The 25860-nt window shown below is 59.6% G+C and carries 23 protein-coding genes and 1 pseudogene; 19 read left to right on the top strand and 5 right to left on the bottom strand.

What is annotated here, in order from left to right:
* Nucleotides 1–90 precede the first annotated feature (90 nt).
* Entirely contained in the window at nt 91–1146 is a 1056-nt protein-coding gene (locus AC3FKH_RS07440; RefSeq protein ID WP_488674253.1) for a LacI family DNA-binding transcriptional regulator, read from the bottom strand.
* Nucleotides 1147–1342: 196 nt separating this feature from the next.
* Here AC3FKH_RS07440 and AC3FKH_RS07435 point away from each other — a divergent pair, with 196 nt between their 5' ends.
* Complete coding sequence (locus AC3FKH_RS07435) at nt 1343–1822, top strand: SgcJ/EcaC family oxidoreductase (RefSeq protein WP_488674251.1); 480 nt, start codon at nt 1343–1345, stop codon at nt 1820–1822.
* 31 nt (nt 1823–1853) lie between these two features.
* Here AC3FKH_RS07435 and AC3FKH_RS07430 read toward each other — a convergent pair whose 3' ends face one another.
* The gene (locus AC3FKH_RS07430; RefSeq protein ID WP_488674862.1) at nt 1854–2945 is read right to left on the bottom strand and encodes a sensor histidine kinase; all 1092 of its coding nucleotides are present in this window, start codon (nt 2943–2945) and stop codon (nt 1854–1856) included.
* Here AC3FKH_RS07430 and AC3FKH_RS07425 point away from each other — a divergent pair.
* A complete protein-coding gene (locus AC3FKH_RS07425; RefSeq protein ID WP_488674900.1) occupies nt 2838–3134 on the top strand; it encodes a hypothetical protein in 297 nt (98 codons plus the stop codon). The two genes, AC3FKH_RS07430 and AC3FKH_RS07425, sit on opposite strands and share 108 nt — an antisense overlap.
* 79 nt (nt 3135–3213) lie before the next feature.
* Nucleotides 3214–3423 (top strand): annotated as a pseudogene (locus tag AC3FKH_RS07420) (IS30 family transposase); the annotation flags it as partial.
* A 258-nt stretch (nt 3424–3681) separates the two neighbouring features.
* Here the strand turns inward: AC3FKH_RS07420 and AC3FKH_RS07415 are convergent.
* The gene (locus AC3FKH_RS07415) at nt 3682–4212 is read right to left on the bottom strand and encodes a MarR family winged helix-turn-helix transcriptional regulator (protein ID WP_488674249.1); all 531 of its coding nucleotides are present in this window, start codon (nt 4210–4212) and stop codon (nt 3682–3684) included.
* A 622-nt stretch (nt 4213–4834) separates the two neighbouring features.
* Here AC3FKH_RS07415 and AC3FKH_RS07410 point away from each other — a divergent pair.
* The 6 genes from AC3FKH_RS07410 to AC3FKH_RS07385 are packed head-to-tail and all read left to right on the top strand — an operon-like array spanning nt 4835 to nt 11976.
* The gene (locus AC3FKH_RS07410) at nt 4835–5626 is read left to right on the top strand and encodes a crotonase/enoyl-CoA hydratase family protein (RefSeq protein ID WP_488674247.1); all 792 of its coding nucleotides are present in this window, start codon (nt 4835–4837) and stop codon (nt 5624–5626) included.
* Nucleotides 5627–5659: 33 nt separating this feature from the next.
* Nucleotides 5660–7816 carry an acetate--CoA ligase family protein gene (locus AC3FKH_RS07405; RefSeq protein ID WP_488674245.1) on the top strand — a complete coding sequence of 719 codons (2157 nt, stop codon included), beginning with the start codon at nt 5660–5662 and terminating at the stop codon, nt 7814–7816.
* 45 nt (nt 7817–7861) lie between these two features.
* Nucleotides 7862–8623 (top strand): SDR family NAD(P)-dependent oxidoreductase, encoded by a 762-nt coding sequence (locus AC3FKH_RS07400; RefSeq protein ID WP_488674244.1) that lies wholly within the window; start codon nt 7862–7864, stop codon nt 8621–8623.
* Between the two features lie 14 nt (nt 8624–8637).
* Nucleotides 8638–10374, top strand: a complete 1737-nt coding sequence (locus AC3FKH_RS07395) for an acyl-CoA dehydrogenase family protein (protein WP_488674242.1) — start codon at nt 8638–8640, stop codon at nt 10372–10374.
* A 25-nt stretch (nt 10375–10399) separates the two neighbouring features.
* A complete protein-coding gene (locus AC3FKH_RS07390; RefSeq protein WP_488674240.1) occupies nt 10400–11587 on the top strand; it encodes a thiolase domain-containing protein in 1188 nt (395 codons plus the stop codon).
* A 2-nt stretch (nt 11588–11589) separates the two neighbouring features.
* Nucleotides 11590–11976, top strand: a complete 387-nt coding sequence (locus AC3FKH_RS07385; RefSeq protein WP_488674238.1) for a Zn-ribbon domain-containing OB-fold protein — start codon at nt 11590–11592, stop codon at nt 11974–11976.
* A gap of 59 nt (nt 11977–12035) precedes the next feature.
* Here AC3FKH_RS07385 and AC3FKH_RS07380 read toward each other — a convergent pair whose 3' ends face one another.
* The gene (locus AC3FKH_RS07380) at nt 12036–12791 is read right to left on the bottom strand and encodes a GntR family transcriptional regulator (protein ID WP_488674237.1); all 756 of its coding nucleotides are present in this window, start codon (nt 12789–12791) and stop codon (nt 12036–12038) included.
* A gap of 501 nt (nt 12792–13292) precedes the next feature.
* On the opposite strand from AC3FKH_RS07380, the gene AC3FKH_RS07375 reads away from it, so the two are divergent.
* Both AC3FKH_RS07375 and AC3FKH_RS07370 read left to right on the top strand, forming a co-directional pair.
* Nucleotides 13293–14690, top strand: a complete 1398-nt coding sequence (locus tag AC3FKH_RS07375) for an MFS transporter (RefSeq protein ID WP_488674235.1) — start codon at nt 13293–13295, stop codon at nt 14688–14690.
* Nucleotides 14691–14882: 192 nt separating this feature from the next.
* Complete coding sequence (locus AC3FKH_RS07370; RefSeq protein ID WP_488674860.1) at nt 14883–15944, top strand: porin; 1062 nt, start codon at nt 14883–14885, stop codon at nt 15942–15944.
* Nucleotides 15945–16060: 116 nt separating this feature from the next.
* On the opposite strand, the gene AC3FKH_RS07365 is transcribed toward AC3FKH_RS07370, so the two are convergent.
* On the bottom strand, nt 16061–16726 hold the full coding sequence (locus tag AC3FKH_RS07365; RefSeq protein ID WP_488674233.1) for a GntR family transcriptional regulator: 666 nt from the start codon (nt 16724–16726) through the stop codon (nt 16061–16063).
* A gap of 219 nt (nt 16727–16945) precedes the next feature.
* On the opposite strand from AC3FKH_RS07365, the gene AC3FKH_RS07360 reads away from it, so the two are divergent.
* From AC3FKH_RS07360 to fdhA, 8 genes are all read left to right on the top strand, one after another.
* A complete protein-coding gene (locus tag AC3FKH_RS07360; protein WP_488674231.1) occupies nt 16946–17902 on the top strand; it encodes a PDR/VanB family oxidoreductase in 957 nt (318 codons plus the stop codon).
* A gap of 45 nt (nt 17903–17947) precedes the next feature.
* Complete coding sequence (locus AC3FKH_RS07355) at nt 17948–19039, top strand: Rieske 2Fe-2S domain-containing protein (RefSeq protein ID WP_488674229.1); 1092 nt, start codon at nt 17948–17950, stop codon at nt 19037–19039.
* Nucleotides 19040–19076: 37 nt separating this feature from the next.
* Nucleotides 19077–19982: a gallate dioxygenase gene (locus AC3FKH_RS07350; RefSeq protein WP_488674228.1), complete on the top strand. Its 906-nt coding sequence runs from the start codon at nt 19077–19079 to the stop codon at nt 19980–19982.
* A gap of 10 nt (nt 19983–19992) precedes the next feature.
* Nucleotides 19993–20352 (top strand): protocatechuate 3,4-dioxygenase, encoded by a 360-nt coding sequence (locus AC3FKH_RS07345; protein WP_488674226.1) that lies wholly within the window; start codon nt 19993–19995, stop codon nt 20350–20352.
* A 19-nt stretch (nt 20353–20371) separates the two neighbouring features.
* Complete coding sequence (locus AC3FKH_RS07340; RefSeq protein WP_488674225.1) at nt 20372–21472, top strand: aromatic ring-hydroxylating dioxygenase subunit alpha; 1101 nt, start codon at nt 20372–20374, stop codon at nt 21470–21472.
* Nucleotides 21473–21486: 14 nt separating this feature from the next.
* A complete protein-coding gene (locus AC3FKH_RS07335; protein ID WP_488674223.1) occupies nt 21487–22521 on the top strand; it encodes a PDR/VanB family oxidoreductase in 1035 nt (344 codons plus the stop codon).
* Complete coding sequence (locus tag AC3FKH_RS07330; RefSeq protein ID WP_488674221.1) at nt 22497–23882, top strand: LysR family transcriptional regulator; 1386 nt, start codon at nt 22497–22499, stop codon at nt 23880–23882. Before AC3FKH_RS07335 ends, AC3FKH_RS07330 begins: the two co-directional genes overlap by 25 nt.
* A gap of 489 nt (nt 23883–24371) precedes the next feature.
* Nucleotides 24372–25574 carry a formaldehyde dehydrogenase, glutathione-independent gene (gene fdhA, locus AC3FKH_RS07325; protein ID WP_488674219.1) on the top strand — a complete coding sequence of 401 codons (1203 nt, stop codon included), beginning with the start codon at nt 24372–24374 and terminating at the stop codon, nt 25572–25574.
* The last annotated feature ends 286 nt before the right edge of the window (nt 25575–25860 follow it).

Here is a 25860-nt window from a genome sequence, read left to right as displayed (position 1 = left end):
CGCAGCAAGGCTGAAGCCTTGCGAGCATTGGCGACGACGCATCGCGCGACTTATCGGCTGACTTATTCAACGAATTTCTGAAACAGGACACTAGGCCGTTGCCGACGACGCGCGCACCAGCAGTTCCGGTGCCGGCGCGGCAATGGCATGCTGGCTGCGATCGCCCGACAGGTGCGCGAACAGCAGTTCCACGGCCAGCGCGGCGACGCGTTCAAGGTGCAGGTCGACGGCGGTGAGCGGTGGTTGCGCGGTGCGCGCGCGGATGCCGTCGTAGCGCGTCACCACCTGCACGTCTTCCGGAATGCGCTTGCCTGTTGCATGGAGATGGCCCATGGCGCCCACGGCAAACGCATCCACGGGCGCGCACAGCGCATCCAGGCCTGGCATGCGCGCCAGCAATTGCGCGCATGCCTTGGCGCCGGCGGCCTCGCCGAGCGCCTCGGGCGCTTTGACCAGTTCGCACGGCAGGTTCATGTCGCGCGTGAATTCGCGGTAGACGCGTTCGGTTTCCACGTAGGACTGCCGCGCGCCGTCACCGATCATCAGGCCGATCTGCCTGCGGCCATGTGCATGCAGATGCTCCAGCAGCAGGCGTGCCGTCTGCGCCGATTGCAGGTCCACATACGGCACCGGATGATCGGTCAGCGGTTCGCGGCCGATCGACACGATGCTCACGCCGCGTTCGCGCAGGCGTGCGATATGCGGGTCGCCGGCCACGGGTTCGATCACCACCGCGCCGTCGATGTCGAGCGTTTCCAGCAAGCCGCCGGCGCCTTCCAGCGGCGGCACCAGTACGACGCCCAGCCCGCGTGCCATGGCCGCTTCCGCGGCGATGGCCGCGACTTCCATCATGAAGCCGAGGCGCGACGTGCCGCCGGCCACGGCGAACGGCATCGATGACAGCAGCGCGATGCAGTTCGCGCGGCCCGACTGCAGGCGCCGCGCGCGCACGCTGGGCAGGTAGCCAAGCTCGGCCGCAATGCGCTTGACGCGTGCGCGCGTTTCCGGGTCCACCACGCCACGGTCATTGAGCGCGTGCGAAACGGTGGTCAGGGACACGCCGGCCGCGCGCGCGACATCGTGGATGGTGAGGCGGCGCGGCTTGCCGGCCGGGTCGGACGAAGAGGGGGTGTTGGGGTCGGACATGCCATTTCCGGAAGCGGTGCCGGGAGGATACAACAGCGCAGGGGACCGTTGAGGGTGGCGGGGCATCCGGCGCGGCGATGGTGCTCGCCGGACAGGCCCCGGCCGGATAGGCCTAACACTTGCCGGCGGGATGTTCCATACTTTTCATGCGGTGAACCTGAGCCAGGCGCCGGATACCAAACGGAGGAACGTTGCCATGAAGCTGATTCCCATTGCAGTGCTGGCGGCCGCGCTCGCAGGGTGCGCCATGAACCAGGGTACGCAGGGCAACGCGCCGGGGGCGCCCGCGGCAAGTTGCAAGGCGACTTCGGAACAGGAGATCGCGGCGTTGTTCGACCGGTGGAACCAGTCGCTGCAGACGGGAGATCCGCGCAAGGTCGCGGCCAACTATGCGGACCGGTCGATTCTGCTGCCGACGGTCTCCAACAAGCCGCGCGTGACCGTGGCGGAGCGGGAAGACTACTTCCAGCACTTCCTGCAAGACCGGCCTTCAGGGAAGATCGATTTCCGCCAGATCGAGATTGGATGCAATACCGCCGTCGATGCCGGGCTCTATACCTTCACCTTCGCCCGCACGGGCGCGGTGGTCAAGGCCCGCTATACCTACACCTATCGCTGGGACGGCTCGCAATGGCGCATCACCAGCCATCATTCGTCGGCGATGCCGGAGAAATGACCGGGCGGCGAAGCGTACGCCGGGGGCGGATTCAGGTTGAAGGCCGGCGTGGCAGACGCACTTCAAACGACGTCTCTGACTGGTCCGATCGTGCGCTGATCGACCCGTGATGGGCCTTGGCAATTTCGCTGGCGATATACAGCCCGAGTCCGAGGCCGTCCGGGCTTTTGTCCCGCTGCACCGCACCCCTGGTCAGCGGGTCGAACATGCCCTCCATCGTGAGCTGGTCAATCGCCGTGCCGCTGTTCCTGACCTCGAGCCGGACTTCCGTGTCATGGCCCGTGACGACCACGCGGATTGCCGTGTCCTGCGCGCCGTGCCTGAGCGCATTGAGCACCAGGTTGGAGAGCAGTTGCTGCAGGCGCGATCCATCCCAGATGCCCTGCATGTCGCCCGTTACCTCAAGATCGATGTGGCGGGACGGATGAGCGGCACGCAACTGGTCGACGGTATCGCCAACCACATTGGCCAGGTTGACGTCTTCCGGGGTGACGTTGATACCGAGGCCGAATTTGGTCCGGTTGAAATCGCACAGGTCATCCAGCAGGGCATTCATGCTGGCGCCGCTTCGGATCAGCCGGGCCGCGGCCTCCGATACTGCCGCACCGGCGTTCAGCGCAGCAAGGTATGACGCCGTTGCCTGAATGGTCTGGAGGGGGCTGCGCATATCGTGCCCCAGCATGCCGAGCAACAGGTTGCGGGACTGTTCCACCTGCGTATGGAAAAAATCGACGGATTCCGCGACGGCCTGGTCAATGGCCTCGTTGAACCGCATCATGTCGTCCAGATCCGCCGCGCCCAACCGGCTTTTGCCCATCCACAAGCGCAGCACGCTGGCACGCAGCGCGCGGTACTCGGACACCAGCTGGTTGATGTTGAAGCCGCTGCGCGCGCGCAGAAGCGCGTGGGTTTGTGCCGCGGTTTCCGGCGCACCAATCGGCTTGGGCGCTCGTCCCAGGGACTTCTCGCGCTGGGCGTGTGCCGTTTGCGGGGTCGACAGGTCCTTGGCCACGGCTTGCAGGATCTGCTGCGCGTGGTCGCGCAAGGCGAGGGAGTTCATGTGTCGCGCGGCCGGCAGCAGGGTGTTCGCAAAGTGCTCCCACTCCGTCAGGATGTGCTCCATATCCCGCAGGATGAAATCAGCCAGTCGCATGGTTGCTCCAGAGGAAGATTTGCCGGGCCGGAAAACGTTGGAGAATCGATCTTACGCGTTCTGGCGGTAGTTCCAATCGCGCCAGCGTTCCTGAATGCTCGCTTGAGCACTGAAATTGGCGATCCAGTGGAATTCCCGGAGGTTCCGCTTGCACTGTGAGGAACCGGAATTCCCTGGATTGCGGTTCCCAAAAAATCAATGAGTTAACATCTGATTCCATTGCTGCTTCGCGGTGGAATGCGATCCTCAGCATCCCTGGCAACGCGGCACGAACGAAAACACGAACGGGCTCTTGAGACAGTACCTCCCAAAAGGAACCGACCTCTCTGTCTATTCGCAAGCAAAACTCAACGCTATTGCCAAGCGTCTCAACGAACGCCCGCGCAAAACACTGAACTTCGATACACCGGCTGAACGATTCCATCAAACCGTTGCATCGACCGGTTGAATCCAGAGCCGATCTCGGCCGGCCGCCCAGCGCCAAGCTGCGGTTGTCCCTGGCCGACCCAGAATAAAAACTCGCGACCACCGCATTAGATATTAGATTGTCTCTCCTCTCGTACCTGCGTATTGGACCAGATCAGATACCATGCGCACTCATCGCCACATGGCACCAAATGCAAACTTATGGGCGGCTCGGCGAAGCCACGCCTCCGCGTTACGCCTACTTTGGTATCGAGTTTGCCGGATTCTATCGGGCGGCGCACTAGTCTGTATTTGTTGACGGATCCGGAGTAATTGCGACCCGATCGAGAACCCGCATCAATTGGTCACGTTCCGCAGGCGTAAGGTTGGCCGCAATAGCTTCTTCGTAGCGCTGAATTTTTTTCTGCAGGCTGAGGAGTTCGTTGCGACCTGCTTCGGTAAGTACCAAAGAGTAACTGCGGCGGTCTCCAGGAATGGTTTGCCTCTTTACCAGGTGCATGGATTCGAGCGTATCGACGACCTTGACGACGCTCGGGCGACTGATTCCCAATTGGTCGGCAAGGGCAGATTGGCTGGTCCCGGGCTTAATACCGATGATCGATAAGGCCGTCATTCGAGCCGGTGAAATGGCGTCTGAGCCCAGGATCGCGAAGAGCATTTCGTATGCGCGCACCTGGGCGCGCTTTATTGCGTAGCCAAGAGAGTCTCGCTGCAAATCAAGTCCGTTCAGTTCTTCGCTACACGAGCCTGGTGTGCCGACGAATGCGGAAGAATTGCTAGGTCGGGCAAGTTGAGTCGCTTGTGTGGTCATACAGCTTTCTCGAAGATACAAACCTTAGGGGGAAATAATGCAACAGGCAAACAGTTAGATAGACTAACAGATGCTTTGACTCGTGTCTCGCTCTGCTTGTTTGGCGTAGCGCCGCGCTAAGTTGCCGAGCCAGGGGGGGGCGCACGTGACGGGACGGCATTGTTGCGGCTGCCGGACTTGGCAGATATCTCCGACTCGACTTGAACACAGTGTTCGCCGGGGACTGGAAGTGAACGCTCCCACAAAGGCGGTGCGCGAAAAGCACTGTGTGCTCTCCTGGTTTCCGGACGATCGGGCGATCCGATAAGCGGTTCCGTCCGTATAGCCCAAAACGTCCTCTGCAGATCTCGCCCGATGAGATCGTGTCGGCTCTTTCCCCCTCTGCCGCGCCATAGTTGTTATCAAGGTCGCAATGAGTCAGTTCAATGTTGGCCCTTGAGATTCGGGTTTTCCCTAAGGCGCGAACATCGCAAGAGAGGCATATCATTGGCCAACAGTTAGCTAGGCAAACAGAATGTCTGGCTAACAACATGGATAGGCGGGCAGTCCGTCTAAACGAGGCGCTGAAAGCGCATGGTGCCCAAACAATGCGCACCTAACTACTGAATCTTTGGAGATTGGTATGACCGCACGACCCAGTTCAGATGACCGCCTAGTCACGCTGGAGGTTGAGGGAGCTATCGCAACCATTACGCTGAACCGGCCAGAAAAGCGCAATGCACTGAGTTTGCGTGTCATCCGTGAGCTGAGGGAGTGCTTCGACACGCTGCCGGACACTGTGCGCGTGGCCATCGTGGCGGGCGCCGGTAGTCACTTTAGCGCGGGTCTGGATCTCGCGGAGATCTCCGAATCGACTTCAGCGGAAGGAATTCAACACTCTCTGGCTTGGTATGACGCGTTCGCCAAGATCCAATTTGGTCGTGTGCCAGTGATCGGAGTACTGCAAGGTGCGGTGGTCGGTGGTGGGCTGGAACTCGCCTCATCCTTCCATGTTCGCGTCGCAGAAGACAGTGCCTATTTCGGCCTGCCGGAAGGGCAGCGCGGCATCTTCCTCGGCGGTGGCGGATCAGTGAGGGTGAGTAAGCTGATTGGCTTTTCGCGGGTAACGGAAATGATGCTGACAGGTCATGTCGTGACTGCCAACGAGGGCCACGCTATTGGCTTGGCGCACTATGTAACGGCCGCCGGCCAAGGCATGCAGAAAGCACGGGAACTGGCGGCAAGCATTGCATCCAATGCCCCACTTTCGAACTTTGCGATCCTCAATGCATTGCCGCTGATCGCGGAACAACCGATGTCGCACGGGCTCATGACCGAAGCATTGATGGCGGCGGTAACCCAGGGTGCTCCCGAGGCCAAGGCGCGCGTCAATGCGTTCCTGGAGAAGCGCGCGGCGAAGGTTGGCCCAGCCTAAAGTGGTCGGTAATACCTGAGGAGAGATATAGCAATGACTCACGCTTCTGAAAACAACACTGCAGTGACCGCGGATAAGCGGTTGGATATTAGCCCCATCTTCCGCCCGAAGTCGGTCGCAATTGTGGGTATGTCTGCCAAGCCTGGCTCTCCCGGGCAGGTAGTTCTGAACAACCTGGTGAATGGCGGGTTCTCTGGTGAGGTGTACCTGGTTGGTCGCAGCGGCGGCGAGATACAAGGTCGGCCGGTGATGACGGAGGTTTCGGATCTGCCTCTGGGCGTGGATCTTGCCATCCTAATGCTGCCCTCCGAAGCGGTGCTCGACGCAGTGAAGGCTTGCGTGGAGCGGGGCATTCGGGGCGCCGTTTGCTTCGCCTCCGGCTTCGCCGAAATGGGAGAGGAAGGCCGGGCTCTGCAACGCGAAATCGGTGCGGTCGCGCGCGCAGGCGGCATGGCTTTGCTGGGGCCGAATACGGTCGGCTACTTCAATTATGTAGACGCATTCTACGTAATGATGGTCGAACTGGTCCTTCCCCCGCGGCTGTCGCCAGATGCCGGACCCGCTATTGCCGTTGTCGCGCAGAGCGGTGGTATTGGCGCCCACGTTGCGGCATCGCTCATGGCACGCGGTGTGCCGCTGTCATACATGATGACCACCGGGAACGAGGCGCAAACCGGACTGGCGGAGATGATCAAATTCTTCGCCAGTGACGACCGCACCGGCGCCATCATCGTGTACGCAGAGCAGATCCGCTCAGCTTCGGACTTTGTTGCCGCCGCGCGGGAGGCTCGCTTGCGAGGCAAGGCTGTGGTGCTCCTGCATCCGGGACGCAGTGAGCGCTCGCAAGAAGCGGCAAAGTCTCATACCGGCGCCTTGGCTGGTAATTATGCGGCGATGAGGCTCATGGCGGAACATGCGGGCGTCACGGTCGTGGATAGCCTGGAAGAGGCGATTGACGTTGGTCAGATCTTGTTGCGCTTCCCGAATGCGCCGACTGGCGGCCTGGGTCTGGTTACCGCTTCGGGGGCCATCTGCGGCCTGACCCAGGACTACGTGGAACCCCTGGGCCTTGAATTGCCGGACCTGGCTGACGAGCAAGCCGACGCACTTCGCGAGCATCTGCCGGTCTTCCTCCCGCCTCGCAATCCGCTGGATCTCGGCACGATCTCCAGCTACAAGCCAGAGCTCATCGAAAAGGGCGTTGCGGCGCTCCTGGCCGATCCTTCAATCGGTAGCCTGCTTGTCTCAATGGCGATGCCTGGACCCGAGGCATCCGTGGTTTGGTTGAAGTACTACCTGAGCGGTCTGGCAGGAAGCCGTAAGCCGGCCATCTTCGTGATGCAGAACGAGGACGTCCCGCTATCGGCGGAGTTCATCGAAGAGGCACGCCGAAACGGGGCCATCGTGATGCGGTCCCCGGAGCGCGCGATGCGCGCGTTGGCCCGCGTAACCCAGTTCGGGCGCAGCATTTCCGCCGCTCAAGGGGCGTCAAGTGAAACCAAGCAACTTCCGAAAGTTCACTTGAACCTTGGTCGCGGAACTCAAGCCGAGTGGGTCGGAAAGCAGGCGCTGAGGATGCTAGGCATTCCCACGCCGGAAGGGACACTCGCCCGTAGCGCCGATGAAGCCGTCGAGATCGCAGCACGGATTGGGTATCCAGTCGTCGCGAAGGCGCAGGCCGCAACGTTGGCGCACAAGAGCGAGGTGGGCGGCGTGCTGCTGGGAATCCAGAACGAGGAAGCGTTGCGCGCAGCGTGGCAAAAACTTTACGACAACGTTGCCCGTGCAGACGCCAATTTGGTTCTGGATGGCGTGCTGATCGAGGCGATGGGCGAACGCGGACTGGAATTGGTTGTCGGCGCGAGCCGTGACGCGCAGTGGGGGCCGATCGTCATGGTCGGACTGGGCGGGATCTGGGTTGAAGCGTTGGGCGATGTTCAGTTGCTGCCACCCGACCTCCCGCGGAAAGCCATCATCGAGCGCCTGAAGCGCCTGAAGGCTGCCAAGTTGCTTGCGGGATTCCGCGGTGCACCGCCGGTCGACCTTGACGCGGTAGCGAAAGTCGTCGCCACAGTGGGTCAACTGATGCTCGCCCACCCGGAAATCACGGAGATCGACATCAATCCGCTGGTTGCATACGGCCAGGGACGAGGCGTGATCGCACTGGATGCGCTGATTGTCACTGAATGATGAGCTCAGTGAGTATGAAATGACAACGTAGAAGGATGAACGACTGTGGACATTAACGGACAGGCTGTATTGGTGACAGGTGGCGCGTCGGGTCTTGGCGAGGCGACCGTTCACCATCTCGCGTCACTTGGTGCGCGCGTAGCGGTGCTTGATATTCAAGAGGAACGTGCCAAGGAGGTAGCGGCGCGTGTGGGTGGAATCGCTGTGCGTTGTGACGTCACCGATCCCGCAAGCGCGCAGGAGGCGATTGCACGGGCGCGGGAAGCGCATGGCGTCGCACGGGTCCTGGTCAACTGCGCTGGTGGTGGTGGCGCAAAGCGGGTAGTTGGCAAGGATGGTCCGATGCCCCTGGAGGACTTCGTCAAGGTGCTCAACTTGAACCTTGTGGGCAGCTTCAATATGACCAGGCTCGCTGCCGCGGACATGATCGGGGCGGAGCCCAAGGAAAGCGGAGAACGCGGCCTGATCCTTTTCACGACCTCAGTCGCAGCGTATGAGGGGCAAATTGGCCAGGCCGCCTATACCGCGTCCAAGGGAGGCTTGGCATCGTTGACCATTCAGCTCGCGCGGGAGTTTGCACAGTTCGGTGTTCGCGCCATGGCCATTGCGCCTGGCATTTTTGAAACGCCGCTGTTGAGCACCGCTTCGCCCGAGGTGCAACGTGCCCTCGGCGATTCCATCCCATTCCCTCGGCGTCTTGGCCGCCCCGAAGAGTTTGCCGAACTGGTCGGTCACGTTATTGCCAATCGTTACCTGAATGGTGAGGTGATCCGCATCGACGGCGCCGTGCGATTGGCGCCGCGATAAATCGGGAGCCGATTATGACCTTCGCGCCGCCGCTACGAGATATTCGCTTCGTCGTCAGTGAGGTGCTGGCTGCCACGGATGCGCTGCACGCTCTTTCGCGCTACCCCGACATCGATGCGCCGATGTTGGGCGCACTCGCAGAGGAGTCAGGCCGATTTGCGGCCGAGCGCATCCTGCCCGTTAATGCGCAAGCGGATCGGGTCGGTTGCGCCTGGCAGGCGGGCGCCGTCACAACTGCCCCCGGATTCTCCGATACCTGGCGAGCCTATTGCGAGCTCGGGTGGCCGGCGGTGTGCGCGAAGGCTGAGTGGGGCGGGCAGGCATTGCCGAAACTGGCGTTCAGCATCGTCAATGAACTTGTGGCGTCTGCTAGCCATGCATTCGTCATGTTCGCTGCGGTCAACCACTGCGCGTCGGCATGTCTGGAGCATTCGGCGAGCCGAGGACTTCGTGAGGCGTGGCTACCGCAGTTGACCTCGGGGGAAGTCCTGGCCTCCATGTGTCTCACAGAGCCACATGCGGGCTCCGACATCGGTTTGATCTCTACGCGCGCGGTAGCGGGCACTGGTGGAACGTTCCGCGTGTCGGGAACCAAGATCTTTGCCAGTGGAGCCGAGCACGATCTCACCACTAACATCATGCATCTGGTTCTGGCGCGAGTCGTCGGCGCGCCAAGCGGCTCCAGAGGGCTGAGCCTGTTTCTCGTCCCCAAATTCATGAGCGATGGTCGACGCAATGCGGTTCATTGTGACGGCATCGAACACAAGATGGGGCTGCACGGTAGTCCCACGTGCACGATGCGCTTCGAGGAGGCAGAAGGCTGGCTGATTGGCGATCTCAACGGCGGGCTGCGTGCGATGTTCCCGATGCTAAATGAAGCACGACTGCTATCTGGTCTGCAAGCAGTGGGTTTGAGCGAAATCGCGCTTCAGAGATCCCGTAGCTACGCGCTCGAACGGCGCCAGGGGCGCTCCAAGATCGGGATGCAACCGGCCCTGCTCATCGAGCATCCTGATGTTCAACGGATGCTGCTGACGCAGAAGGCTTGGACAGAGGGTGGACGTGCCCTGGTTCATTGGACGGCATTGCTTATCGATGAGTCGGAGTGCCATCACCTACCGGAGTCACGGAGGGACGCCATGGCGCTTGTTGAGCTGCTCACGCCCGTTGTGAAGGGGTTTCTCTGTGAGAACGCACAGCAGTCGACATCGCTTGCGCTGCAGGTATTTGGTGGGCACGGGTACGTTACCGAGACCGGACTGGATCAACTCGTGCGCGACGTCCGTATCACGACAATCTATGAAGGCACAACCGGCATACAGGCGCAGGATCTCCTGTTGCGAAAGGTTCTGGACGACGGAGGGCATCGTCTCAAGGTGCTGGAATGCCGGATCTTGGAGTGGCTCGCAAGCGCAACGGGGGAAAGTTTGCCGGATGAGTTCGTGGAACGGCTGATGAACGTGCTGACCATCGTGCAGAACGTCAGCCGCATGCTGCTAGAGCAGCCCTCGTTAGACTTGGCCCTGGCAGGGTGCACGGCCTATCTGCGTTTGATTGGCCATCTTGTTTTCGCTTGGCTGTGGGCAAGGATGAGCGCAGCGTCAATCCCGCATTCGGCGAATGATCCCTGGTACGCGCTCAAGCTTGAAACAGCGCGATTCTATTTCAATCAGTTGCTGCCAGAGACTCTCGCCCTGGAGAAGTCGGTGGCTGCTGGCTTTTCTGACGTGACAGACCTGCTGTCACAGTGAGTAGTGGACAAAGAGGACATGCAAGATGAGTCTCAAGGGACAAGCCTATGTCGTGGGTGCCTACGAACATCCGACAAGGCATGCTGTAGATAAATCACTCGGTCAGTTGCATGCGGAAGTCGCCATCGGTGCGCTCGCGGATGCCGGCCTGACGGTAGAGGACGTTGATGGCTATTTCTGTGCTGGCGATGTGCCGGGCTGGGAATCACCAGGTGTCGGCCCTCTATCGGTCGTGGAGTACTTGGGACTGAAACTCCGTCATCTCGACACCACCGAAACGTGGGGTTCTGCATACATCAATCATGTCGAACATGCCGCGCGCGCGATCGCGGCCGGAAAGTGTCGCGTGGCCCTGATTACGCAAGCCGGTCGCCCGCGTGCCGAGAAATTTTCACCCGAAGCGAGCCATCGACTGCAGGCGCAGACGACCGCAGAGTCGCAGTTTGAGCTGCCTTACGGGCCAGTCGTAACAAACGTATACGGTATGTGTGCCGCCCGGCATATGCACGAGCATGGCACGACTGCCGAACAACTGGCGTGGATCAAGGTTGCAGCGTCGCATCACGCGCAGCACAACCCGCATGCCATGTTGCCGAAGGTGGTAAGTGTCCAGGATGTTCTGGACTCGCCGATTGTCGCCACGCCATTGCACCGCCTGGACTGCTGCGTGATCAGCGATGGGGGCGGAGCCATTGTTCTCGCGCATCCAGAGATCGCGCGTAGCCTGAAGCGCCCTCTGGTCACACCCATCGGTGCCGGATTTACCGTAAAGCATCTGAACGGCGGCTACTTTGACATCCTGGCATCGGGAGCTGTGCAGACGGGGGCCGAGGCCTTTGCGCAGGCTGAAGTCACTCCCGCGGACATCCAGTACGCCTCGCTATACGACAGCTTCACTATCACCGTGCTGGTGCAGTTGGAAAACCTTGGTTTTTGCGCCCCAGGTCAAGGCGGCCGGTTTGTGGCGGATGGCGGGTTGATCGCTGGGGTAGGGAAGCTCCCCGTGAATACCGACGGCGGTGGCCTCTGCAACAACCATCCCGGAAATCGGGGCGGGATGACCAAGCTGATCGAGGCGGTTCGCCAACTACGCGGCGAAGCGCATCCCGAGGTTCAAGTTCGCGACTGCCGACTGGCGCTGGCCCATGGTACTGGAGGCCAGCTTGGCGCTCGCCATGGCAGCGCGACCCTTATTTTGGAACGAGAGGACTAATCATGGAAACTCGCATTCCCCCGTCGCCGCAGCCGTGGCCCGAAACGCAGGATTTCTGGTCGGCGGCCAATGAGGGTCGACTCCTGCTCAAGCGATGCACGACTACCGGCAAGGCATTCCACTATCCGCGCGCGCATAGCCCATTCACTGGCAGCGCCGAAACAGAATGGTTTCAGGCCAGCGGTGACGGCGTGATCTATTCATACAGTGTCCTGCCTCGCGCTCAGCCGCCGTATTGCATTGCCTACGTCAAACTCGAGGAAGGCCCGATCATTCTGACCAACGTCGTGACCGATGACTTCCATAGCCTGCGGATTGACCAGCCCGTGACGGTGACGTTCGTGGCAAGCGAGAACGGGCAAAAGGTCCCGATGTTCGTTCCACGTTAGATCGGTCGAACTGCGGGACCAGTCGACTACAGGCCGCGTCCGTCATGTGGCCGATGAAATCAGACGGCGCTCACGAGACGAAGCTCCTGGATCCTTCCGCTCGTCATCAGAGTGGAGGGGTCCAAGATCTCATCGTTGATCTTGGCCATCATCGTCAGGTTTTTCTTGGCAATCAAAGCGTGCTCCTGCATCAGCGATTGCACGCGCCAACTCTCTCGACGTTCGATGGCCTCCACCACGGCATGGTGTTGCGCGTGTGCGGTGACGAGCATGTTGTACTGGGCGCTATGCAACGACGGGTTGTGAATCGAAAGTGCAACTGCGCCTGCCGCTGCAAATGGAAGCCTATCGTTGAGCGAGATGGCGTTCCGCAGATAGTCGCTGCCTGCTGCGGTCAGGATGAGCGAGTGAAACTCTCTGTTGATGCGCTCGTAGGCTTCATCATCGTCCTTGCCGATCGCACCTTTTGCAAGCAGCGCGTCTCCCTCCGCCAAGCACCGCTTAAGGGCGATAAGGATCTCGGCGCTAACGCCTTTCTCAGCCGCAAGCCTGGCTGCGAGTCCCTCCAACGCTCCGCGTACATCGATCGCGTCCGCGATGTCTTGCACGGTAAAGCTGCGAACGGAAAAGCCCCGCTTGCCGCCGCCGACGATGAGACCTTCCGCCGCAAGGACGCTCAGAGCGTAGCGGACGGGAGTACGCGATGTGCCCAATCTTTCTGCAAGCGCGACTTCGAGTACTCGCTCGCCGCCTTTCAACTCGCCACTCAAGATCAGCTCGCGTAACTGAACGATCACTTTGGCTTCCTGGCTCATCGTCCTGTCTCCTTTTTGCCTATGTATGCGCAGGAGTCAATTATACGGCAAAGGTTCCACGTCGCCTTGGATGCCTATTTACGGCCGCGTCGCACGTGAATGTGTGCATGATTTGCAAAACATAGGGGAAACTATTAGTGAAGTTCTATATTGCCGGTGCTAATGTGTGCATATAAGGATTGTTTGCTAGGCTGACTATTTGGCGGGTTTGATGCGATGGGGAGCGACAAATGTGTGCATATCGTGTTGTTGGGAGTTGTGGGGAGTCGGGGAAGCCCAGTCCTCGCGCCACACTGGTTGCAGTGGCCCGCATGTGTCGGTGAGAGCCCAAGAAGCGTGAGGAGGTGCGAGTCGAGAAGCTGAGTCTGTGAGAAACCGCCTCATGTGGGGCGTGAAGGCGCCGCGGCGGTGCCCAGGTGATGACGTCGTGTCGCCACAAAGCCAGGGGCCGTTGCGCATGCCGCAGTTGCCAATAAACAGAAATTGATGGAGCGAGACCAGATGCATCAGAACTATCAGCCGGGATCTACCGGCCACGGCCAGCCGACCGAGCGGGTCGACGTACGCGCGCTAATTGACCGGAGCCGGATCTCCGCGTTTCAGATCTGGGTGGTCGCATGCTGCTGTGTCGTGTTGCTACTCGACGGCTTCGACGCTGTCATGATTGCTTACGTGGCGCCTGAGTTGATTCGAACGATGGGCGTGGCACCGACCAAACTTGGCACGCTCTTCGCCTCGGGTCTTGCGGGGCTTACGTTCGGAGCCTTTCTCTGCGGGCCGGCAGCCGATCGCTTCGGTCGCAAGCCGGTACTCGTTGCGTCGGTAGTGATTTTTGGTGGCTTTACCTTGGCTACGGCCGGCGTGGACTCGCTGTGGATGATTGTGGTGCTGCGCTTTCTCGCGGGCATTGGCCTCGGGGGCGCCGGCCCTAGCGCGATGGCCCTCGTCGCCGAACTCTCCCCGACACGCGTTCGTTCGTCTCAAATCGCGTGGCTCGGATGCGGCATTCCGGTGGGCGGCGCATTGGCCGGCTTCGTGGCTGCCAAGTTGATCCCGGGATACGGCTGGAAGTCAATGTTCGTGCTGGGCGGGGCGCTGCCGCTCGCAATCGTATTCGGGCTCATGCTTTGGCTGCCGGAGTCGCTTCGCTTCCTACTCGTTCAGCCCGGCGGGCAGGAGCGGGTGCGCCAGCTCATGAGGAAGCTTGTCCCCGAGCATGAAACCACGAGCGCGCAGCAATTTACCACTTCGGCGGAATCGTCCGAAGCCGGTGGCCTGGTGGGGGAACTCTTTCGCCATAATTTGGCACGCTCCACCATTGCTCTTTGGGTCTCGGCCTTCTGCATGTTGATGGTGACCTATTTCCTCACCAACTGGTTGCCTGTGCTCTTCCGGACCACCAGCTATTCGATGGAACAGACGTCCCTGCTTCTTGGCCTGTTTTTGTTCGGCTCGCCGGCGGGCAGTCTTAGCGTGGGCTATCTGATGAATCGTATGGACCGCTACGTGTCCATGGCAGTGTGCGCATTCGTCGCGGCGGCCTGCTTCATTGTGATTAGTTACGTAGTCACCGATATCGCGCTGGCTGCAGTCACCATTACGCTTCTCGGTGCGAGCTGCGGCGCGTGTGTCACTGGCACCAGTATTCTGGCGAGCTTCATCTATCCAAACAAAGTCCGTGCTACCGGGATCGGTTGGACGACTGGATTCGCCCGAGTCGGCTCCATTGTGGGCGCGATGAGTGGTGGCTGGCTGCTAGCGTCGGGGATCCCACTTGCGACGTTGCTCCAGGTGACCGCGATGCCCTGTGTGCTCGGCCTCTTGGCATTCCTTTACCTGAAAGGCTCGGTTCATAGCATTACGGTCCTGAAGGAAATCACCCCTGAGGTGAATGCGTAGGTAGTTCTGCGGACGGCGGTTCAATAGTAGGCAATAGACCCGTCCGCATTTCCCTAAATTCGTAATAAAAAGTAGCGCAAATCCCATCAGAAAGTGCGCGACGGCACCTTTACGCCCGTGAAATGCGTTTTGGCTGCTGCTCTACAAGGAGGAGATAAATTGAAACTGAAGTCCCTGCTTCTCGCGGCCGGTATGGCCGCACCGATGATGGCCTCGGCTCAATCGGCGGTGACGTTGTACGGCGTGGTCGATACCGGGGTTGAGTATGTGAATAACGTGGGGCCTCAGAAGGATGGCCTTGTCCGGATGACGTCGCTTTCGGCTACCGTCCCATCTCGCTGGGGCATACGCGGAACTGAGGATCTGGGGGGGCAACTGAAGAGCATCTTCGTACTAGAGTCCGGCTTCGCACCAGACTCGGGCGTATCGAACCAGGGTGGTCGCTTATTTGGGCGGCAGGCCCTTGTCGGTCTGTCAGGGCCATGGGGGCAAGTTGCCTTTGGTCGCCAGTACACGATGATGTTCTGGGCGTTGCTTGACTCCGATATTATCGGCCCGGATGTCCATGGCTCGGGCAACCTCGATAACTATCTCCCGAACGCCCGCACGGACAATGCCATTTCTTACAAGGGAACGTTCGGCGGCTTTACGTTAGGAGCTACCTATAGCTTCGGACGGGATACGGTGAATGCAGGGCCGAGCCCGGTGGGCACCAATTGCGCCGGGGAGAATCCAGCCGACCAGAAGGCTTGTCGGGAATGGTCAGTCATGCTCCAGTACAGCACGAACGTCTGGGGGGTGTCTGCTGCCTATGATTCTCTGCGCGGCGGCCCGGGTGCCTTCGCCGGGCTGACCAAGAGCAGTCTGACGGATGACCGCCTCTCGCTAGGGGGCTTTGTCATCCTTGATCGGGCCAAGATCGGGCTCGGCTGGATCCATCGACAGAACGAAGGGAGCGTCACGCCTCATAGTGATCTCCTTTATGGTGGCGTAGCGTATGACATCACGCCGGCCATTACGCTTGCCGGTGAGGCCTACTATATCAAGTTCAGGAACAGTGCCGACAAAGCGAACCTCTACGCCATGCGAGCATCTTACGCGTTCAGCAAACGGACCTCGACCTATGCGAGCTTTGGCTACATCAATAACGGCGGGCAGGCGGCATTCTCGGTCAGTGGGGGGGCTCCGGGATCCAGTCCGCTACCTGGTGGCAATCAGTTCGGTGCGATGCTCGGTGTGAAGCATATCTTCTAAGCTCGTTCGCGTGATGCCGACGTCAAGAGCAATCAGCCGGACGTCGGCAACCGTGAAGTCAGTCTGGCTCATCGGTGTGCAGCGACCACGGCGCGGAAGCTGCCCTATCGTATGGATCACAGATGGCCAAGACTCATGCTTTGCTGTTGGAGTGTTGCATGTTCTCGAAAGAGGAACTCTGCACGATCGCCTTGTCCTGCGGCAATCGCCTCGACGATTGAATGATGCTGACGATGGGCATGAAACAGAAGGTCGAACATTGCAGCCTTACCCAAGGCCGAAAACGCGATGCGGTTGGGTCCCGTGAAGGGGACGAGATTGCAACGCTCGACGAGCGTGGTGAGTAACGGCATACCGCAGCCGGTCAGTACCAGCTCGTGAAAGCGTGCATTGATCTCTCCGTAGCGGACTTCATCCCCGGGCGTTAGCGTGCGCGTACTGAACAACGCATCACCCTCCTGCAGGCATGCCCGTAGGGAGGCCAGCAGACCTGGCTCACATCCGCTCTCGGCAAGATGTCGAGCAGCAAAACCCTCCAGTAGTGCGCGCAGCCGTAATGCCTCGAGACTCTCGTCCGAGCTAAACGAGCGGACAGCGAATCCGCGCTGTCCTGCCCGAACCAGCAGCCCTTCTTGGGCAAGAGCAGGTAGCGCCTGCCGAATTGGGGTACGCGAAATGCCAAGCCGTTCCGCAAGATCGGCTTCGCGTACACGTTCCCCCGGCAAGAGCTCACCGCGCAGGATCATCTCCCGGAGTTGGAGGGTCGTTGTGGTTTGGGACATGTGCTGGCTGCCATCGCGGGAAAGCGACATTGTCTTCGAAATCCCTTGATTGTACACAACGATCCACGTTTGCCGGCCTACGGGATCCCGTAACGACGCAAAATACGTAGGGAATACCCGCAATTGGCAATTACGGGATCCAATAATAAACTTCATGTGTCCCGAACACGAGCGAAGAACGGCAGGAGCAGAGAGGTGGTACAGAGACGACTTATAGAAGTGACGGTCAGTGGCATTCGCCAATTGACCTCCCGTGTGCGCGAATATTTGCTGACACCGGTGGCTCAGCAGCGGTTGCCCGAGTACCAGCCTGGTGCACACATCGAGCTCCACCTGACCTTGCCTGGAAGTGGACCCATCGTGCGCCACTACTCGCTGATTGGCGGAGTTGGTCTCTGGAGCGATTCGGGCGATACCTATCGAATCGCTGTGCAGCGGGAGGATCGGCAACGGGGCTCCGCTTATATTCATGAGTCCTTTGCCATCGGCACCGTTCTCAAGATCTCCGAGCCGAAGAACCACTTCGCGCTCAATCGCCGAGACGACCATAGCCTGCTGGTTGCCGGGGGCATCGGCATTACCCCAATCCTCTCCATGCTGCGCAGCCTGGTGCGCCGCGGCAGGTCATTCGACATCGTCTACGCCGGCCGGAGTGCAGCCGAAATGGCGTTTCGCCAAGACGTTCTACGGCTGGCAGGCGCCAGAGCTCGTATTCACGAAAGCGGCGATGGACGGCACCTGGACATGGCGGAGGTGCTTGCGTCGCAACCCCAAGGAAGCAATGTCTATGTATGTGGGCCCGCCGCGATGGTCGAGGCGACCCGACAAGCAGCGCAGCAACTCGGATGGGATCCGCGCCGTGTTCGAAGTGAGCTCTTTGTCGCGGGACCGGCGGGCGATGAAACGTCGTTCGATGTGGAGTTGCGGCAATCCAATCGACGGATCCATGTCGGGAATGGGACCACCATTCTTGACGCACTTGAAGCGGCTGGCATTCATCCCCTGCACGATTGCAGGCGAGGCGAGTGTGGCCTATGTCCGATGAGAGTCTTGGAGTCGGACGGCGTGCTGCAGCACCGGGACGTATATCTCTCCGATGAGGAACGGGACTCGCAGAGCACGATGTGCATCTGTGTCTCGCGAGTCAAGGGATCTCTGCTGGTTCTCGACGCATGAGTTCCGGTCCCTCTCAAAGATCTTACTGAAAATAAGGAAACTCAAATGTCCGAAGTCTTCGAACGTGAGCCTGCTTTTGTCTTTGAGGCAGGCGGTTTTGCAGATCAGAACACGCCGTTGGTGCGCAACTGTTGGTACGTCGCCGGCCTGAGTTCTGAAATCTCTCGAGACATCATTAGCCGCCGCCTTCTCGGTACCGACGTCGCTCTGTACCGAACGCTGGCAGGTGCGCCCGTCGCCGTTCGCAATCGCTGTCCCCATCGCTCCTTTCCTCTGGCGAAGGGAAAGCTTGTCGGCGACGTCCTAGTGTGCGGATATCACGGCATGCAATTCGATCCGGATGGTCATTGCGTGAGCATGCCCGCGATGCCAATCGTACCGGCCAACGCAAACGTTCGCAGTTTTCCCATTGCCGAGCGTGCGCCCTTAGTCTGGATTTGGATGGGCGATCCGGAGTTGGCCGATGAGAGCCTCATTCCGGACACGGAGTGGCTGAGCAACCCTACTTGGAAGAGTGTGACGGGCGGATTTCATATGCGCTCGGATTACGTTGCCATGCACGAGAACCTCCTTGACCAGACGCACTTTCCGTTCCTGCATCCGGGCACGGTCGGCACGCCTGCTTATGCCCGTTCGAAGCTCGATGTGAGGCAGGAGAACGACATGGTCATTATCCATAGAGCACTGCGCAACTCGCCACCGCCAAGCATCTATGGTGTGCCGGCGGGAGTGATGGACAAGAAGGTGGATCGCTTATCAGAAGCTCGCTTCGTGTCGCCGGCCATGCACGTCGCGTTTGCCAAGATTATCGACCACGAACCGGTGCCAGGTCAGCCGCTGGAGTTCAAATTCAATATTACCCATTTGATCACGCCGGAGACTCAATCGAGCATTCACTACTGGTGGTTTAACACCCGCAATTTCAAGGTGTCCGACCAGGAGGCCGATGAATTCTTGTACAACGCGTCGTTGCAGGCGTACACGGAGGACGTTGACGCGCTGGAATGGATCCAGGAGGTCGTACAGAAAGATGTTGAGAAGCAATTCGACCTTAGCTTTGCTCCTGACAAGCCCGGACTACTGATGCGCCGAAATATCTACGAACGTGCGGCAAGCGAACACGACTACCGCCTTTGAAAGGCCAACCGAAATAGATCGATAGGAAACGCAGGGTATGGCAAAGATCATTGGTGGTATCGGCACGTCGCATGTGCCGACGATTGGCATCGCGTACGACAAAGGCAAGCAGGACGATCCGGCATGGATGCCGCTGTTTGAGGGATACAAACCGGTCGCTTCCTGGCTCAAGGAGCAACAAGCGGACGTGTTGGTGTTCTTCTACAACGACCACTGCACCACGTTCTTCTTCGACATGTATCCGACGTTCGCGTTGGGCGTGGGAGAACGCTTCGCCGTTGCGGATGAAGGGGCAGGGCCTCGCCCGTTGCCGGCCATTCGTGGCGACGTGAATCTGCAGGCGCACATCGCCGAGTCGCTGGTGAACGACGAGTTTGATCTCACAGTCTTCCAGGACAAGCCCTTGGATCATGGTTGCGCATCGCCGCTGCCGCTTCTCTGGTCTCATGAGCCTGACTGGCCAGGTAGCGTCGTGCCGATCGCGATCAATGTGCTTCAGTATCCGTTGCCCACGGCACGTCGATGCTACCGACTTGGTCAAGCTGTTCGACGTGCGATCGAATCCTACCCCGAAGACCTCAGAGTTGTAGTCGTGGGTACGGGCGGTCTGTCCCACCAGATCCATGGCGAGAGAACTGGGTTCAATAACGAGGAGTGGGATCGAGAATTCCTTGAGCTGCTTGAAAACGATCCTGACAGGCTGGTCAACATGACGCATGCTGACTACGTCAGGCTGGGCGGCGCCGAGAGCGTGGAACAAATCATGTGGCTCTCGATGCGAGGCGCGTTGGGGAACAAGATCCAGCGAAAACACTTGAACTACTACCTGGCGACAACTACGGCGATGACGGTCGTCCTGTACGAAGAAGATTCCGCGAAGCCGGAATCGGCGAATGCCGAACAAGCGATGACCGGCGCGGAAGCGAACCCGGTGATCGCGTGAAGGAGGCCAGATGAACCCGCAGACCATCGGAATCGAAGCAATTGAAGGAACGTATCTCTTCGATCTGCGCACCAGCAATCGCACCCTGCGCCTAAACCGCTTCCTTTGGAACATGATTGGCGCCGCCGCGCGCGAGCGCTATGTGGCGGACCCCGAGCAGGCCATGGATGACGCAGGGCTCAGTGACATTGAGAAGAGTCTCGTCCGCGAACGAGACTGGATCGGCATGGTCCGCCACGGCGCAAATTTCTTCGTCATCGAGAAATTCGCGCGTGTCGCGAAGACGCCGAATATGACGGTGTACGCGCTCATGCGCGGCGAGACTCTCGAAGAATTCTTGAAGACCCGACGCGTACCCAATCTGCGCTGACCGGATCATTGGAGACTATATGAAAGCAGAACCATCTTTTCCGCGCAATGCCTGGTATGTAGCCGCTTGGGATAGAGAGGTGGGCAGGAAACTGCTCGCCAGAACTATCTGCGACCACGATATGGTGCTTTACCGGAAACGGGACGGTCGCGCCGTGGCGTTGGCTGATGCCTGCTGGCACCGAAAAGTCCCGCTCTCCATTGGTGTGCTGGTCGACGACGATATCCAGTGTGGCTATCACGGTCTGCGCTTCAATGGGGATGGCCGGTGCACTCATATGCCGAGCCAAGAGACCATCAATCCTTCTGCATGTGTGCGATCCTTCCCGATCGTTGAGCGGCACCGGTTCGTCTGGGTATGGCCGGGAGATCCATCGCTCGCCGATCCGGACCTGGTGCCTGATCTGCGTTGGATGGAGGATCCGGATTGGGCGGGTGACGGAAATATGACCGAGGTAAAAGCGGATTACCGACTCGTCATCGACAACCTGATGGACCTTACGCATGAAACCTACGTCCATGCTTCGAGCATTGGCAACGAGGCGCTCGCGGAAGCGCCGTTCGAGGCTGCGTATGGTGAGACGTCAGCGACAGTACGACGTTGGGTGATCGACGAAGAGGCGCCGCCGTTTTGGGGGGCGCAGCTCGGCCAAGGCGGGAACGTCGACCGTTGGCAGATCATCCACTTCAAGGCACCGTCGACGATCGTCCTTGACGTGGGTGTCGCGCCAACTGGCACCGGCGCACCGGAGGGTGACAGATCAAAGGGGGTCGGGATGTGGGTGGTCCACATCCCGACGCCGTCGACCGCGAAGTCTTGCTACTACTTCTGGTGCCACATGCGCAACTATCGCGTCCATGAGCAGCGAATCACGCGCGAGATTCTGCAAGGTGGCGGAGGCATTCTGCTCGAGGATGAGATCGTGATCGAAGCACAGCAAAGGGCCATTGATCGAAACCCAGGCGATTTCAACAACATGAACATTGACGCGGGCTCATTGTGGGCACGCCAGTTGATTCAGAAGCTCGTCGATAAAGAGACGAAGCCGCAACGAGCGACCGTCCCCATCAAAGTGCTGGACGTCGTTCCTAGTGGCGCTCCGATTGCGGCCAACCAATAGCGGGATTGCAAGACATGAACCATCAGGAAAACTGGTTGGAAGTCGAGGTTCTTAGTACTCGCGACCTGACCCCCTCGGTACGAGAGCTTCGGCTTGCCTATGCTGCCCCCATGACTGCGACACCAGGTGCCCACGTCAATGTGGTGGCCGGATTGGACTCGCAGGTGACTCGATCCTACTCCGTGGTGTCCTCTGACGACTACGGCGTAGTCACAATTGCCGTCAAGTTGTTGGAGAACAGTCGCGGCGGGTCGCGATTCATGTGGTCTCTGAAGCCACGTGACCGACTCCTCGCCACGGCGCCTCGCTCGGCGTTCGAACTGTCTTACGGCGCTCCCTCGTACCTCTTGTTGGCCGGTGGTATTGGGGTAACGCCGCTTGTCACCATGGCGCAAGCCCTGCTCCGCAAGAAGGCTAATGTGCGAATGGTCTATGCGGCGCGGAATGAAGCCGAGTTTGCCTACGGCAGCGAACTCAAGCAAATGCTTGGGGATAAGCTTGTGCTTTTGGCAGATGAACGTGGAGGCAAGATCGACCTCGCGGCGGAAGTTTCTGCCCTCCCACAAGATGGTGAACTATATATGTGCGGCCCCATCGGCCTGATGGAGGCAGTCCAGAAGGAATGGGCCCAGCAAAGCCGTCCGGTTTCGCGTCTGCGATTTGAAACGTTCGGCGCCAGCGGTCGATTGGCAGAGAAGGCATTCACCGTGGCGATTCCGCGGCTAGGTCTGGAAGTGCAGGTCCCGCAGAATTCTTCAATGCTTGATGCGCTGCTAAGTGCCGGCGTCGGCGTACTATCGGAATGTCGTCGAGGTGAATGTGGGCTGTGCGCCCTCGAGGTCGTACAGGCGAGCTCATCGATTGACCATCGCGATGTCTTCTTCAGTCAAGAGCAGCACCGGGAGAACCGAAAGATGTGCGCCTGCGTCTCGCGCGCCGATGGTGGCACCATCGTCATTGAGACTGCGTGGCGCGGGGATCCCGACCTGAGAACGACAGAAGTCTGGACAGCGCCGGGCGCGGCATGCCGGACAACCGCTGCGTCGTAGCCCCCGAGGAGCCTTGCGTGGAGGAATTGGGCCTGTTCCTGCCAGTCAGTGCGACTGAGCGACCGTCGCGGGATCATTCGACGGCGAACCAGGTTGCGGATGAGTACGCCGATATGTCCCAAGACAGACTACTGTGTCATCTCCGCGGGCTGCGAGCCGTTGTGGCGGTGACTGAGGCGGGAACTGTCAGGGGCGCAGCCTTCTGCCTTCACGTCTCACAGCCAGCCGTGAGCCGAGCTCTTCAAGAGCTTGAGACCGTGCTGTCTCTAAAGCTATTCGAACGCGCAAGCCGTGGCATGGTTGCAACCCCGGTTGGCGAGGTTATCGCCATACACGCTCGGCGGGTATTCGAATTGCTTGCAAATTGCTGTGCCCAGGCAGTTGCGCTGGGGACCAATACGCATATCAGCGAATTGGCGGGCAAGCGATTCGCCGCCATCGTTGGGCCACACCACTTGGTCAGCCTATTCGCCATTGCGCATACGGGCAGCGGCTCTCGCGCTGGAGTGCGTGTGGGCAGAACGCAACCTACCGTGCTCAGGAATCTGAGAGAGCTTGAACATTTGGTTGGCGTCTCACTCTTTCAACGGAGTCCGCAGGGAACGCAGTTAGTGGCGGCTGGCCACGCTTTGCTAAAAGGAATCAAGTTGGCCTTCGCAGAGTTGGCCACGGCCGAGCAGCAACTTGCTGCGTTCGAAGGGCGAATGGTTGGGAAGGTCGTCATTGGTGCTCTGCCCTTGTCCAGTGGATTTGTGCTACCACGGGCCATTGACCGGGTGCTAAGTCGACATCCGAGGTTGCAGATAACGGTGGTCGACGGTACATACGAGGCGATGTTGCAGCAGTTGCGGTGCGCAGATATTGACCTGATAGTGGGGGCACTACGTCTTAGCATGCCGCCCGGGGATCTCATCCAGCAAGTCCTATTTGAAGATGCGCTCGCGGTCGTGGCACGTCCCTGTCACCCATGCGTCAACGGGAAGGAAATTGCGCGACTCGCCGATGTCGCTGAGCAGCCTTGGGTCGCGCCACTATCCAACACGCCAGCGCGTTTGGCATTTGAGCGGGCCTTTCAACACGAGGGATTAAAGAGCCCTCCAGCGCTATTGCAAGTCAATAGCGCGACAGTAATCCGCAGCTTACTTCTCGAAAGTGACCGGCTGGCGCTTCTTTCGCCGCTGCAGGTCGAGGCCGATCTTCGCAGCGGCCAACTCGTCCAGTTGTTGCCGACGCTGGAAAGTACGGCACGATCAATAGGAGTGACGATGCGAAAAGATGGACATATCTCGCCAGCCGCAGCAGCAGTGTTGGAGGAGCTCAACTTCATTGGCCGGTCCTTTCAAGGACACTCCGAACGCTGACGTTCGAGCCCCGCGACGTTGACGAAGCGCTGCATTGCTGAGCCGACGCTCTGCCGGTCCGATAGACAGCCGGGTGCTCGGCTGATGCGACCGCGCGAGGACTATACGAAGTCCGCATCGGTTGAGTCAAGAAAGTGAATCGACGGCAGACGGAGGCGTTGGTAGATTGGTAATGACGTGCAAGACCGTCTTTGCTTCCTTGCCACGGCCACGTGGCGAGGCGGAATTGGGAAAAGCGAGCGCATCGTCGGGCCGGTGAGACAGCGAACCCTCCTATCTATCCACGGTCGGGTAGCGATGCTGGACCTTTGCTGTGCATCTTCAAGGCCATGATTGATCGGCTGACGGGCGCGGCGCGTTCCGATCCTCACTATCTCTGCCGGATAAGGCGAGACCCCCAATTCTGAAGCCAGGCAGAGCAGGGGAATCCAAAGTCGCGAGGGGCTGTCAATCTTGAGGCCTAGTTAATGTGAAGAAAGGAGAAGACATATGTCGTCCAATCGAGGTGTCGTATATGTAGGGCCGGGCCGTGTAGAGGTGCAGGGAATTCCCTTCCCGGAACTGGTGGAGCCGAATGGAAGAAAGGCGAACCACGGAGTTATCCTTCGCGTGGTCTCGACTAACATCTGCGGTTCCGATCAGCACATGGTCCGTGGGCGAACCACTGCGCCAGCCGGACTCGTGCTGGGGCACGAGATTACGGGGGAAGTGATTGAGGTTGGCTCTGACGTCGTTACCCTGCAGAAGGGCGACTTGGTGTCGGTTCCGTTCAATGTCGCTTGTGGCCGTTGTCCGATGTGCAAGGCGATGAACACTGGTGTGTGCCTTACGGTCAATCTCGCGCGACCAGGCGGCGCGTATGGCTATGTGGACATGGGGGGGTGGATCGGTGGCCAGGCAGAATACGTGATGGTTCCGTATGCTGACTTCAACCTGCTGAAGTTCCCAGATCGGGATCAAGCGTTGGAGAAGATCCGCGATCTAACGTGCCTGTCTGACATTCTCCCGACCGGCTACCACGGTGCAGTAACCGCAGGTGTGCGTCCGGGCGCGACTGTGTACGTCGCGGGTGCTGGTCCCGTTGGGCTTGCTGCCGCAGCATCGGCTCGGTTGTTGGGAGCGGCCGTGACCGTTATTGGCGACGTCAACAAGGCGCGCCTTGAACACGCTCGGAAGGTGGGCTTTGAAACGGTTGATTTGTCATTAGATGTATCTCTGGCCGATCAGATCGCGGAAATTGTGGGCGAACCGGAGGTAGATTGCGCGATTGACTGTGTTGGCTTTGAGGCGCGCGGACACGGGCATGACGGATCGCAGCAAGAGGCTCCTGCAACGGTACTGAACTCGCTGATGGAGGTTACGCGAGTGGCGGGCGGTATCGGCATTCCCGGGTTGTACGTAACGGATGACCCGGGCGCGCATGACAAGGCGGCCCAACAGGGAAGCTTGTCGCTGCGACTTGGGTTGGGATGGGCAAAATCGCACACCTTTGCAACCGGTCAGACGCCTGTCATGAAGTACAACAGGAACCTTATGCAGGCAATTCTGTGGGACAGGATTGATATTGCGAACGTCGTGAACGTGCAAGTGATCGACCTCAGCGAGGCGCCACAAGGATATTCGCAGTTCGACGCGGGCGTAGCAAAGAAGTTTGTCATCGATCCGCACGGCATGCTGAAGAAGGCGGCTTAAGGGGATCCGCGATACGTGTCGACCCCCTCTAGCGGCACGTATCGCAGCAGGATTTGGAATGGCAGTAGTGCCTCCCAAGAAGACCTTGGCAGACAAGAGGTAGCGATGTCGTCTTCATTTCGATATCGGGGTACCGCGATGCGGTAAAGAGAGCGGTATGGAGATGAATCTGCGAATCACCAATGCAGAAGCGGCCCGCAGAGGGATTGAGATTCTGACGGCTTACCGCTTCGCTGACGGTCAGCCCCGGCGCTGCTTCGCATACGGGCTGAGAGAACGCCAGTTC

Source organism: Cupriavidus sp. 21MJTG02-4 (assembly GCF_057798975.1).
This window is presented reverse-complemented; position numbering and strand designations above follow the sequence as displayed.

Bases quoted from the DNA above. Each gene is read 5' to 3' on its own strand.
- AC3FKH_RS07440 (WP_488674253.1), bottom strand. From the start codon at position 1,146: ATGTCCGACCCCAACACCCCCTCTTCGTCCGACCCGGCCGGCAAGCCG.
- AC3FKH_RS07435 (WP_488674251.1), top strand. From the start codon at position 1,343: ATGAAGCTGATTCCCATTGCAGTGCTGGCGGCCGCGCTCGCAGGGTGC.
- AC3FKH_RS07430 (WP_488674862.1), bottom strand. From the start codon at position 2,945: ATGGAGCACATCCTGACGGAGTGGGAGCACTTTGCGAACACCCTGCTG.
- AC3FKH_RS07415 (WP_488674249.1), bottom strand. From the start codon at position 4,212: ATGACCACACAAGCGACTCAACTTGCCCGACCTAGCAATTCTTCCGCA.
- AC3FKH_RS07410 (WP_488674247.1), top strand. From the start codon at position 4,835: ATGACCGCACGACCCAGTTCAGATGACCGCCTAGTCACGCTGGAGGTT.
- AC3FKH_RS07405 (WP_488674245.1), top strand. From the start codon at position 5,660: ATGACTCACGCTTCTGAAAACAACACTGCAGTGACCGCGGATAAGCGG.
- AC3FKH_RS07395 (WP_488674242.1), top strand. From the start codon at position 8,638: ATGACCTTCGCGCCGCCGCTACGAGATATTCGCTTCGTCGTCAGTGAG.
- AC3FKH_RS07390 (WP_488674240.1), top strand. From the start codon at position 10,400: ATGAGTCTCAAGGGACAAGCCTATGTCGTGGGTGCCTACGAACATCCG.
- AC3FKH_RS07385 (WP_488674238.1), top strand. From the start codon at position 11,590: ATGGAAACTCGCATTCCCCCGTCGCCGCAGCCGTGGCCCGAAACGCAG.
- AC3FKH_RS07380 (WP_488674237.1), bottom strand. From the start codon at position 12,791: ATGAGCCAGGAAGCCAAAGTGATCGTTCAGTTACGCGAGCTGATCTTG.
- AC3FKH_RS07375 (WP_488674235.1), top strand. From the start codon at position 13,293: ATGCATCAGAACTATCAGCCGGGATCTACCGGCCACGGCCAGCCGACC.
- AC3FKH_RS07370 (WP_488674860.1), top strand. From the start codon at position 14,883: ATGGCCGCACCGATGATGGCCTCGGCTCAATCGGCGGTGACGTTGTAC.
- AC3FKH_RS07365 (WP_488674233.1), bottom strand. From the start codon at position 16,726: ATGTCCCAAACCACAACGACCCTCCAACTCCGGGAGATGATCCTGCGC.
- AC3FKH_RS07355 (WP_488674229.1), top strand. From the start codon at position 17,948: ATGTCCGAAGTCTTCGAACGTGAGCCTGCTTTTGTCTTTGAGGCAGGC.
- AC3FKH_RS07350 (WP_488674228.1), top strand. From the start codon at position 19,077: ATGGCAAAGATCATTGGTGGTATCGGCACGTCGCATGTGCCGACGATT.
- AC3FKH_RS07345 (WP_488674226.1), top strand. From the start codon at position 19,993: ATGAACCCGCAGACCATCGGAATCGAAGCAATTGAAGGAACGTATCTC.
- AC3FKH_RS07340 (WP_488674225.1), top strand. From the start codon at position 20,372: ATGAAAGCAGAACCATCTTTTCCGCGCAATGCCTGGTATGTAGCCGCT.
- AC3FKH_RS07335 (WP_488674223.1), top strand. From the start codon at position 21,487: ATGAACCATCAGGAAAACTGGTTGGAAGTCGAGGTTCTTAGTACTCGC.
- AC3FKH_RS07330 (WP_488674221.1), top strand. From the start codon at position 22,497: ATGCCGGACAACCGCTGCGTCGTAGCCCCCGAGGAGCCTTGCGTGGAG.
- fdhA (WP_488674219.1), top strand. From the start codon at position 24,372: ATGTCGTCCAATCGAGGTGTCGTATATGTAGGGCCGGGCCGTGTAGAG.